The organism is Pseudomonas sp. 13B_3.2_Bac1 (assembly GCF_025466205.1).
Taxonomy (GTDB): domain Bacteria; phylum Pseudomonadota; class Gammaproteobacteria; order Pseudomonadales; family Pseudomonadaceae; genus Aquipseudomonas; species Aquipseudomonas fluorescens_H.
On the sequence record NZ_JANLOG010000154.1, the window covers coordinates 1 to 10568 of the forward strand.

Annotated in this window: 11 protein-coding genes; 6 read left to right on the forward strand and 5 right to left on the reverse strand. The window is 60.0% G+C overall.

The window, feature by feature from the left end:
• Positions 1–194: 194 nt before the first annotated feature.
• Both NTD85_RS26285 and NTD85_RS26290 read right to left on the reverse strand, forming a co-directional pair.
• Positions 195–794 carry an FMN-dependent NADH-azoreductase gene (locus NTD85_RS26285; protein ID WP_103484442.1) on the reverse strand — a complete coding sequence of 200 codons (600 nt, stop codon included), beginning with the start codon at positions 792–794 and terminating at the stop codon, positions 195–197.
• A 230-nt stretch (positions 795–1024) separates the two neighbouring features.
• Positions 1025–1339 carry a 3-phosphoglycerate kinase gene (locus tag NTD85_RS26290; RefSeq protein WP_201138464.1) on the reverse strand — a complete coding sequence of 105 codons (315 nt, stop codon included), beginning with the start codon at positions 1337–1339 and terminating at the stop codon, positions 1025–1027.
• A gap of 49 nt (positions 1340–1388) precedes the next feature.
• Between NTD85_RS26290 and NTD85_RS26295 the strand changes: the two genes are divergently transcribed.
• From NTD85_RS26295 to aqpZ, 5 genes are all read left to right on the forward strand, one after another.
• Positions 1389–2312 carry a LysR family transcriptional regulator gene (locus NTD85_RS26295; protein ID WP_025110609.1) on the forward strand — a complete coding sequence of 308 codons (924 nt, stop codon included), beginning with the start codon at positions 1389–1391 and terminating at the stop codon, positions 2310–2312.
• 14 nt (positions 2313–2326) lie between these two features.
• Positions 2327–3130, forward strand: a complete 804-nt coding sequence (locus NTD85_RS26300; protein WP_262143614.1) for an alpha/beta fold hydrolase — start codon at positions 2327–2329, stop codon at positions 3128–3130.
• 3 nt (positions 3131–3133) lie between these two features.
• Complete coding sequence (locus tag NTD85_RS26305) at positions 3134–3697, forward strand: peptidylprolyl isomerase (protein ID WP_262143615.1); 564 nt, start codon at positions 3134–3136, stop codon at positions 3695–3697.
• An 88-nt stretch (positions 3698–3785) separates the two neighbouring features.
• A complete protein-coding gene (locus NTD85_RS26310; protein WP_003222671.1) occupies positions 3786–5618 on the forward strand; it encodes an ABC transporter ATP-binding protein in 1833 nt (610 codons plus the stop codon).
• 291 nt (positions 5619–5909) lie between these two features.
• Positions 5910–6605: an aquaporin Z gene (gene aqpZ / locus NTD85_RS26315; RefSeq protein ID WP_262143616.1), complete on the forward strand. Its 696-nt coding sequence runs from the start codon at positions 5910–5912 to the stop codon at positions 6603–6605.
• 159 nt (positions 6606–6764) lie between these two features.
• On the opposite strand, the gene NTD85_RS26320 is transcribed toward aqpZ, so the two are convergent.
• The gene (locus NTD85_RS26320) at positions 6765–7889 is read right to left on the reverse strand and encodes a GNAT family N-acetyltransferase (protein ID WP_262143617.1); all 1125 of its coding nucleotides are present in this window, start codon (positions 7887–7889) and stop codon (positions 6765–6767) included.
• Positions 7890–8168: 279 nt separating this feature from the next.
• On the opposite strand from NTD85_RS26320, the gene NTD85_RS26325 reads away from it, so the two are divergent.
• On the forward strand, positions 8169–9500 hold the full coding sequence (locus tag NTD85_RS26325) for a putative porin (protein ID WP_003222666.1): 1332 nt from the start codon (positions 8169–8171) through the stop codon (positions 9498–9500).
• A gap of 202 nt (positions 9501–9702) precedes the next feature.
• Here the strand turns inward: NTD85_RS26325 and NTD85_RS26330 are convergent, their stop codons facing one another.
• Both NTD85_RS26330 and NTD85_RS26335 read right to left on the reverse strand, forming a co-directional pair.
• A complete protein-coding gene (locus NTD85_RS26330) occupies positions 9703–9942 on the reverse strand; it encodes an anti-sigma factor family protein (protein ID WP_003222664.1) in 240 nt (79 codons plus the stop codon).
• Positions 9936–10550, reverse strand: coding sequence for an RNA polymerase sigma factor (locus tag NTD85_RS26335; protein WP_003222662.1), 615 nt, complete (start codon positions 10548–10550; stop codon positions 9936–9938). Before NTD85_RS26335 ends, NTD85_RS26330 begins: the two co-directional genes overlap by 7 nt.
• Positions 10551–10568: the final 18 nt, after the last annotated feature.

Sequence of the window (10568 nt, forward strand, 5' to 3'; positions counted from 1 at the left end):
CAAGCCCGCTCCCACAGGGGTTACACGTTGCTCAGATAATTGCAGGCAAAAAAAAGCCCGATCTCGCTAAAGCGTTCAATCGGGCTACAGCACTCAGGAGCAACAAGTGCAAAGGGAGGTTCGATGCGCGTAGGGCCTTGAAGGGGTTGCGCCGGGTCACTAGAACAATCGGCGATTATCTGGGGATTAACCTGTCAAGCGACCTGGGACAGTTTGGCGTTGGCCTGATTCAGGCCCTTCTCCTGGAAGTCGCCGCCCAGGTTCATGCCTTCAGCGTGAATGAAGGTCACGTCGTGGATGCCGATGAAGCCCATGACCTGACGCAGGTACGGTTCCTGATGGTCGGCCGGGCCGCCGGCATAGATGCCGCCGCGAGCTGTGAGCACATAGGCACGCTTGCCGCTGAGCAGGCCTTGCGGGCCGGTTTCGGTGTACTTGAAGGTCACGCCGGCACGCAGCACGTGGTCGAGCCAGGCCTTGAGAGTGCTCGGGATCGCGAAGTTGTACATCGGCGCAGCCATCACCAGTACGTCGGCGGCGAGCAATTCATCGGTCAACTCGTTGGATCGATCCAGCGACGATTGTTCGTTGGCGTTGCGCTGCTCGGCGGGCTTCATCCAGCCGCCCAGCAGGTTGATGTCCAGGTGTGGAACGGGGTTCACGGCGAGGTCACGCACGGTGATCTGATCGTTGGGGTGCGCGGATTTCCACTGGCTGATGAAGGTCTGGGTCAGTTGACGGGAAACCGAGTCTTGCTGGCGGGCACTGCTTTCGATGATCAGAACGCGGGACATGGTGTGTAGTCTCCATCCGAGAATGTTGTAGGTCGATGGAATGGAGGTTAAACAGGGTTACATCGATGAAAAAGCGCAAATAATTGCTGCAAAGCATCGAATAATTCGTTTAGATGCAGCTTGTACCCTGTGGGAGCGAGCTTGCTCGCGAAGGCGGTGTGTCATTCACCATTAATGTGTCTGGTACACCGCCTTCGCGAGCAAGCCCGCTTCCACAATAGAACGCGGTGTTATTTCGGGCTGCAGCTCAGGTCGATGCGCAGCCTGATGATCTCGCGGGAGAACTTGGCCGTGGCGTTCGTATGTTTGCGGGCCGGGATTTCGATGTTGCGCGTACGGGGTGCTTCCGGACCATTGTTGAATACGACTTTGCAGGTAGCGTCCACGTCGCCGTAGTTGGCGACCCGAATCGAGCCGATGTCCTTGTCGGTATCGTGGGTTTCGTAGTCGATCTTCAAGCCATTGAGGTTTTTCTGCACGTCGATCGGGTAAGCAAACGCCGTCAGCGGCAGCAACGCCAGCAACACACAACAGAATTTTTTCATTCGCCAGTCTCCATGAGGGACGGCCAGCTTAGGACAAGAGGAGCTATTGATGAAAGCGCCCCGCGTGACCCTTGATCAATGGCGAACATTGCAAGCCGTGGTCGACCACGGCGGCTTCGCCCAGGCCGCCGAGGCCTTGCACCGTTCGCAATCGTCGGTGAGTTACACCGTCGCCCGCATGCAGGACCAGCTCGGTGTGCCGTTGCTGCGCATCGACGGACGTAAAGCGGTGCTCACCGAGGCTGGTGGCGTGCTGCTGCGCCGCTCGCGCCAACTGGTGAAACAGGCCAGCCAGCTGGAAGACCTCGCCCACCACATGGAACAGGGCTGGGAGGCCGAAGTGCGGCTGGTGGTCGATGCCGCCTACCCGAGCGCACGCATCGTCCGCGCATTGACCGCGTTCATGCCGCAGAGTCGCGGCTGCCGCGTGCGGCTGCGCGAAGAGGTGTTGTCGGGGGTCGAAGAGGTATTGCTCGAAGGGGTCGCCGATCTGGCGATCACCGGCCTGAGCATTCCCGGCTACCTCGGTGCGGAATTGAGCGACGTCGAGTTTGTCGCGGTCGCCCACCCGGATCACGCGCTGCATCGGCTCAATCGCGAACTGAGCTTCCAGGATCTGGAAACCCAGATGCAGGTGGTGATTCGCGACTCCGGTCGCCAGCAGCCGCGCGACGTCGGCTGGCTTGGCGCCGAACAGCGCTGGACGGTCGGCAGCCTCGCCACCGCTGCCACGTTCGTCAGCAGCGGTCTGGGCTTCGCCTGGCTGCCTCGACACATGATCGAACGGGAATTGAAGGAAGGCACGCTCAAGCTGCTACCGTTGGATCAGGGCGGCAGCCGCAACCCGAGCTTCTATCTGTATTCGAACAAGGACAAACCGCTGGGCCCGGCAACACAGATCCTCATCGAACTGCTGCGCACCTTCGACACCTTGCCGCTGGACGCACCGTTCGCCGCCCCTGAACAAGCCTGACACGGAGTTCATCGATGGCCTATTTCGAGCACGAAGGTTGCAACCTGCACTACGAGGAATATGGCCACGGTTCGCCGTTGCTGCTGGTTCACGGGCTCGGTTCGAGCACGCTTGACTGGGAAATGCAGATCCCGGCGCTGTCGGCGCACTACCGGGTGATCGTTCCGGACATTCGCGGTCACGGTCGCTCGGACAAACCCCGCGAGCGCTACAGCATCGCCGGTTTCAGCGCCGACCTGCTGGCACTGATCGAACACTTGAACCTTGGCCCGGTGCACTATGTCGGGCTGTCGATGGGCGGGATGATCGGCTTTCAGTTCGGCGTCGATCAGCCGCGGATGCTGAAAAGCCTGACCATCGTCAACAGCGCCCCCGAGGTCAAAATCCGCAGTCGCGACGACTATTGGCAGTGGTTCAAGCGCTGGAGTCTGATGCGCGTACTCAGCCTCGCGACTATCGGCAAGGCCTTGGGCAGCAAACTTTTTCCCAAGCCTGAGCAGGCCGAACTGCGGCAAAAAATGTCCGAGCGCTGGGCAAAAAACGACAAACGTGCTTATCTCGCCAGCTTCGACGCGATTGTTGGCTGGGGCGTTCAGGAACGACTTTCGAGAATTTCCTGTCCAACCCTCATCGTCAGCGCCGACCGTGACTACACACCCGTCGCGCTGAAAGAAACCTATGTAAAACTGCTGCCGAATGCGCGGCTGGTGGTGATCGCCGATTCGCGCCACGCCACCCCGCTCGATCAACCCCAACGCTTCAACCAAACGCTGCTGGAGTTTCTTGCCGCAGCCGACACTCAATCTCAGGATCACTGACCCATGCTGAAAAAACTCGCCCTCGCCGCTGGTACTGTGCTGTTTGCCGCCAACCTGATGGCTGCCACGCCTGCCAAAGCACCGCACGTGCTGCTGGACACCACCAACGGTCAGATCGAAATCGAACTGGATTCGGTCAAGGCGCCGATCAGTACCAAGAACTTTCTGGATTACGTCAACAGCGGCTTTTACACCAACACCATTTTCCACCGCGTGATCCCGGGTTTCATGGCTCAGGGCGGCGGTTTCACTCCACAGATGCAGCAGAAAGACACCAAGGCGCCGATCAAGAACGAAGCCAGCAATGGCCTGCATAACGTTCGCGGCACTCTGTCGATGGCGCGCACCTCGAACCCGGATTCGGCCACCAGCCAGTTCTTCATCAACGTAGCCGATAATGCTTTCCTTGATCCAGGTCGCGACGCCGGTTACGCGGTGTTCGCCAAGGTGGTCAAGGGCATGGACGTGGTCGACGTCATCGTCAACTCGCAAACCACCACCAAAAGCGGCATGCAAAACGTGCCTGTCGACCCTGTGATCATCAAGTCGGCCAAAGTCATCGACTAAGCTGTACAGGGCGTATCGAGCGGCGCTGGCCTGACGCCACGCCGCTCACACCGATAAAAGGAGAGCCCGGCTTCCGGGCGGTTATCTGATGCTCTATCGCCGTTTCGAACAACTGATCGACATATTCCGCGACGCTCCGACGGCGTCCCCTCCAGATCGTGTCTGGCCCTTCTACACCTACTACCTGAGACAAGTCTGGCCGAGCTTCGCAGCTCTGCTGGTGGTCGGCCTGTTTGCCGCGTTGATCGAAGTGGCGCTGTTCAGCTACCTGAGCCGCATCATCGACCTCGCCCAGGGCACGCCCAACCCGAATTTCTTCAGCGACCACGCCCTCGAACTGACGTGGATGGTGGTGGTTGCGCTGGTGCTGCGGCCGATCTTTTTCGGCCTGCACGATCTGCTGGTGCATCAGACCCTGAGCCCGGGGATGACCAGCATGATCCGCTGGCAGAACCACAGTTACGTGCTCAAGCAGAGCCTGAACTTCTTCCAGAACGACTTCGCCGGGCGTATCGCCCAGCGCATCATGCAGACCGGCAACTCGTTGCGCGATTCCGCGGTGCAAGCGGTGGATGCGCTGTGGCACGTGGTGATCTATGCGATCAGTTCGCTGGTGCTGTTCGCCGAAGCCGACTGGCGCCTGATGATCCCGCTGCTGACGTGGATCGCTGCCTACATAGGCGCGCTGTATTACTTCGTGCCACGGGTGAAAGAGCGTTCGGTGGAAGCTTCCGACGCACGCTCGAAACTGATGGGGCGGATCGTCGACGGCTACACCAACATCGCCACCCTGAAGCTGTTCGCCCACACCAATTTCGAACAGCACTACGCCAAGGAAGCCATCGAAGAACAGACGGTCAAGGCGCAGATGGCCGGCCGCGTGGTGACCAGCATGGACGTGGCGATCACCACCATGAACGGCCTGCTGATCGTCGGCACCACCGCGCTGGCGCTGTGGCTGTGGACGCAGTCACTGATCACCGTCGGTGCTATCGCGCTGGCCACCGGTCTGGTGATTCGTATCGTCAATATGTCCGGCTGGATCATGTGGGTAGTCACCGGCATCTTCGAAAACATCGGCATGGTCCAGGACGGTCTGCAGACCATCTCGCAACCGGTCAGCGTCACTGATCGCGAACAGGCCAAACCGCTGGCGGTGGCCCGTGGCGAAGTGCGTTTCGAGCATGTGGATTTTCACTACGGCAAGAAGAAAGGCATCATCGGCGACCTCAACCTGACCATCAAACCCGGCGAGAAAATCGGCTTGATCGGGCCGTCCGGTGCCGGCAAATCGACCCTGGTCAACCTGCTGCTGCGCCTGTACGACGTCGAGGGCGGACGCATCCTGATCGATGGGCAGAACATCGCTGAAGTCGGCCAGGAAAGCCTGCGCGCACGCATCGGCATGATCACTCAGGACACCTCTCTGCTGCACCGCTCGATCCGCGACAACTTGCTGTATGGCAAGCCTGACGCCACCGACGCCGAGCTCTGGGATGCGGTGCACAAGGCCCGCGCCGACGAGTTCATTCCGTTACTGTCGGACGCCGAAGGTCGCACTGGTTTCGATGCGCACGTCGGCGAGCGCGGGGTGAAGCTGTCCGGCGGTCAGCGCCAGCGCATCGCGATTGCCCGGGTGTTGCTCAAGGACGCGCCGATCCTGATCATGGACGAAGCGACCTCGGCACTCGACTCGGAAGTGGAAGCGGCGATCCAGGAAAGCCTGGAAACCCTGATGCAAGGCAAAACCGTGATTGCCATTGCTCACCGCCTCTCGACCATCGCCCGTATGGATCGGCTGGTGGTGCTGGAAAACGGCAAGATCGCCGAGAGCGGCACCCACGCCGAACTGCTGGCGCATCGCGGCCTGTATGCGCGGTTGTGGGCGCACCAGACCGGAGGGTTTGTCGGAATCGATTGATTATTGGATCAATACAACTCCAATGTGGGAGGGGGCTTGCTCCCGAAAGCGGGGTGTCAGTACCGAACATTTGTCTGACACACCGCATTCGGGAGCAAGCCCCCTCCCACAATACATCGAGAACCGCCACAGGCCTCTAACCACGGGCTCTGGCGGTTTTTTCATGCCTGCTGGAAATCCATCCAAAGCCTGCTGTACTCAGCCAAGGCTCCAGCACGGAACCTGTCGTAAATCTGCAGGGAAGCACAACGCAATACAGTCTCGATAGCATGGGCTATCAAGGACTCTCTCATGTCTCTGTTCAAACGTTCAGTCACGGAGTTGTTGGGTACGTTCTGGCTGGTTCTGGGTGGCTGTGGCAGCGCGGTCATTGCGGCGTCTTCGCCGTTGGGCATTGGAGTGCTGGGGGTGGCCCTGGCATTTGGTCTGACGGTGCTGACCATGGCGTTCGCCATCGGTCACATCAGTGGCTGTCACCTCAATCCTGCGGTGTCGGTCGGGTTGGTGGTCGGCGGGCGGTTTCCGGCGAGGGAGCTGCCGGCCTACATCATCGCCCAGGTAGTGGGCGGGATACTCGCGGCTGCCCTGCTCTACTACATCGCCAGTGGCAAGGAGGGTTTTGACATCGCCGCCGGCCTGGCCTCCAACGGGTACGGTGAGCATTCTCCGGGCAAATACTCGATGGCGACCGGGTTTGTCACCGAACTGGTGATGACCGGAATGTTCGTGATCATCATCCTCGGCGCCACCGACAAACGCGCCCCGGCAGGCCTCGCACCGATCGCCATCGGTTTGGGCCTGACGCTGATTCACCTGATCTCGATTCCGGTCACCAACACCTCGGTCAACCCGGCGCGCAGCACCGGCCCGGCGCTGATGGTCGGCGGCTGGGCGATCGCGCAGTTGTGGATGTTCTGGGTCGCGCCGCTGCTGGGCGCAGTGGTGGGCGGGACGATTTATCGCTGGCTGGGTAAAGAGGACACCTGACACCACTGGAGAACCCCTGTGGCAGGGGGCTTGCTCCCGAACGCGCCATGTCAGTCATATTTACTGCACTGACACATCGCATTCGGGATGCAAGCCCCCTCCCACATCAGGAAATCAGCCACGCTCGGGAATGAATGTCGGCGCCGATTAAAGGCGAACTCAGGTTTGGCGGTAGGGCAAGGCTGTTCTGGCTTCCTCGGCGTAGGCCAATACTCCGGCGCGCTCTTGCTGCAGGAAATCCTTCACCGCCGCTTTCAATCCGGGATGACGCAGGTAGTGCCACGAATGGGTGATCACCGGTTCAAAGCCGCGAATCAGTTTGTGCTCGCCCTGCGCACCGGCATCAAAACGCTGGTATCCGTGGGCAATCGCATAGTCCATGCCCTGATAGAAACACGTCTCGAAATGCAGCCGGTCAAACTCGGCCAGACACCCCCAGTAGCGCCCATAGAAGCTGTCGCCCCCGACCAGACTGAAGGCCATTGCCACCGGCCGTGAACCCTGTCTGGCGAAGACCACCCGAATCGCCTCCGGCATCCGCGCGGCCAGCAGGCTGAAGAACTCGCGCGTCAGATAGGGCGCCTGGCGGCGCACGGCGTAAGTGTTGGCATAGCAGGCGTAGACAAAATCCCATTGCGACTCGTCCAGCTCGCGCCCCGTCAACCATTCGAACTCGAAGCCCTGCCCCGCCACCTGTTCGCGTTCCTTGCGCATCTGCTTGCGCTTGCGCGAACTGAGCACGTCGAGAAAATCCTGGAAGTCCCGGTAACCGCGATTCTGCCAGTGATACTGACAGCCGATGCGCTGCAGCCAGCCCGGCTGCTCGGCCATGGCGGCGTCGGTGAAGGGGTCGGTGAAATTGATGTGCGCGCTGGAAAGATCTTCGATTTCCAGATAGCCCGGCAGGCTCTTGAGCAGTTCGAATCCATCCTCGACATTCGCCGCCAACAGTCTCGGGCCGCTGACCGGACTGAACGGCACCGCCGTCAGCAGCTTGGGGTAGTAATCGATGCCGGCCCGGGCGCAGGCATCGGCCCAGCCGTGATCGAACACGTACTCACCGTAGGAATGCCACTTGCGGTAACTGGGCAACGCGGCGATCAACCGACCGCCTTCAACGTGCAGCAGATGCTCGGCTTGCCACCCCGTGTGCGGGCCAACGCTGCCGCTGTCTTCAAGCGCCGAGAGAAAGGCATGGCGCAGAAACGGCTGGTTCTCGGGCACCAGTGCATCCCAGGTCGCAGGGGCGATTTCTGACAGGCTTTGCAGGCGTTGCAACGGCATCAACTGACTCTCCACTTCCGGGCATCAAAGCCCCGCGAGTATCGCTTATCGCTGCCCTTTGCACACGAGCATTCGGACGACAGCGCTCTAGATCAATAGTTCAGGACATCTTTGTATCGTCATCGACATGACATCACTTAGCCACTGCTCTGTCATAAACCATCGCGATACTCGCTCCTGTTTTTAGAGCGCCGGGTTCTACCCGGACACTGTTTTCCGACGTGCGCGTCGGTGTGCCCAGGATGGTTCAGCCATCCCCTCTCATCTTCGGAGATTGCTATGCGTCTTGCTTCCACGAAAACTGCGGCGGCCTTGTGCGGTGGCCTGTTGCTGGCCATGAGTGTTCCGGCCAGTGCCGCAGTCGACGCCAAACTGCTCGACATGCTCAAGGCTAACGGTTCCATCACCCAGGCGCAGTACCTCGAACTGCAAACCGAACTGGCCCAGGATCAGAAGGCTCAGCAAATCGCGCAGCAGGCGCAGCAAGAGACCAACGAGCAAATCGCGGCGACCGCGAAGAAAACCAACGAGCTGAGCTCCTTCGACCAGAAACTTGCCTGGGCCGCCAAGACCCAGTTCAAGGGTGACGTGCGTTTCCGTCAGGAGACCGTCAAGAACGATGGCGTGCCGAACAGCAAGGACCAGGACCGTCAGCGCATTCGTGCTCGTCTGGGTGCCTACACCGAAATCAACCCACAGGTGGACACCGGTATCCGTATCGCCACCGGCAGCAGCGACGACGCCCGCTCCACCAACCAGGACCTGAACAACTACTTCGACAAGAAGCAGATCTGGCTCGACCAGGGTTACGTCGATTACCACCCTGACGCCATCAAGAACCTGCACCTAATCGCCGGTAAAATGAACCAGCCGTGGGTGAGCATGGGCGACATCATCTGGGACAGCGACATCAACCCGGAAGGTCTGGCCGTCACCTACAAGTACCCGCTGAACGGCAGCACCGAGCTGTTCGGCAGCGCCGGCCACTACACCCTCAAGGACAACGTCGACGGCGAAGGCGTGCAGTTCAAGCACGACCTGCGTCTGTACGCTGGCCAGTTGGGCGGTCGCTTCGCACTGACCGACAGCCTGAAACTGACCCTGGGCGGCAGCCTCTATTCCTACGACAATGACAAGGACAGCGCCTGCCCGACCACCGGCACCGTCACTGCGCCATGTGCCTTGGCCGTCAACGGTAACAGCCCGAACGAAACCTTCAAACTGTATGAAGGTTTTGGTCAACTGGACATCGCCAACCTGCCAGTGCCGCTGTCGATCTACGGTCAGTACGTCAACAACAAAGACGCCAGCAACGACCAGGACACTGGCTGGCTGGCCGGCGTCAAGACCAAGGTTTACGGCTTCGGGATCGACTACAACTACCGCGACGTGCAGCGTAATGCGGTGGTCGGTGCCTTCACTGACTCCGACTTCGCCAACGGCTACACCGGTTCGCGCGGCAGCAAGCTGAAAGTCAGCTACGAGCTGGACAAGAACTTCACCCTGGGTGCCACCTACTTCATGGCCAACTCGGACTACACCAACGCCAGCCTGAAGAAGACCGACTCCGATATCAATACGCTGCAACTGGATGCCGAAGCCAAGTTCTAAAACGCGTCACCCTCTAGCCTGACGCGGGCGGGACGATCCCCATCATCCGTTCGTTTCGTCCCGCGCCGGGCTATTTTTATCTGACCTGTGGCGAGGGAGCTTGCTCCCGCCGGATTGCAAAGCAGTCCTCTGCTTCTAAGTAAAGCGGGGGCCGCTTCGCGACCCAGCGGGAGCAAGCTCCCTCGCCACAATGGTTCAGCGTCTACAGAAGACTATCTTTTCGGCGCTGCTCGGCCAGACGTTCGGCCAGCGCGTCCACACCCTCTTGCGGTTTCTCCGGCAACGCCTTCAGGGTCGCCTGCATCAAACGCATCTGACGAATGAACCGCCGACAGTTCGGGCAGAACATCAGGTGATGGCGCACCAGCAGTTTCTCGCGAAAGCTCAACTGGCCATCGAGATAATCGCTGGAGCGCGCTACTTGTTCCTTGCAGGTCAGCATTCGCCGGTCTCCTCAAAATGCTCCACCGTGGCGAAGACTTTCAGCCGCGCACGATGCAGCAGCACACGGACATTGGAGAGCGAGATCTCCAGAAGATTACAGATCTCTTCCAGTTCCAGCCCCTGACGTTCGCGCAACAGCAACACGCTGCTTTGCAGTTCCGACAGGCTGAGCAGGGTGTGCTCCAGGCAATCACGCAGTTCGCTTTCGGTGAGCAAGGCTTCCGGGGTGTCCTGATGCCAGGCGAATGGCGCCACCAGCCAATGGCCGTCACCGGGAGAGAAGCGATCGTCGTCGATGGTGCCGTGGGGAGACGGCAGATCATCCATCAACACTTCGCGGCGGTTTTGTTTGTAACGGCTTTTGGCGGAATTGGCGGTGATGGTCAGCAGCCAGGTCTTGAGACTGGAACGACCCTCGAAGCTGCCGATATGGCGCACCACCGAAAGCCAGGCGTCCTGCACCACTTCTTCGACATGGCGCTGACCGACAATCGCGTAAGCCACGGCGCGCATGGCGCTCTGGTAGGTGCTGACCAGTTCCTTGAACGCTTTTTGCTCACCCGCGAGCAGACGTTCGAGCAGTTGGGTGTCGTCGGTTGCGGCCATGCACGCCTCGTTTTCAGA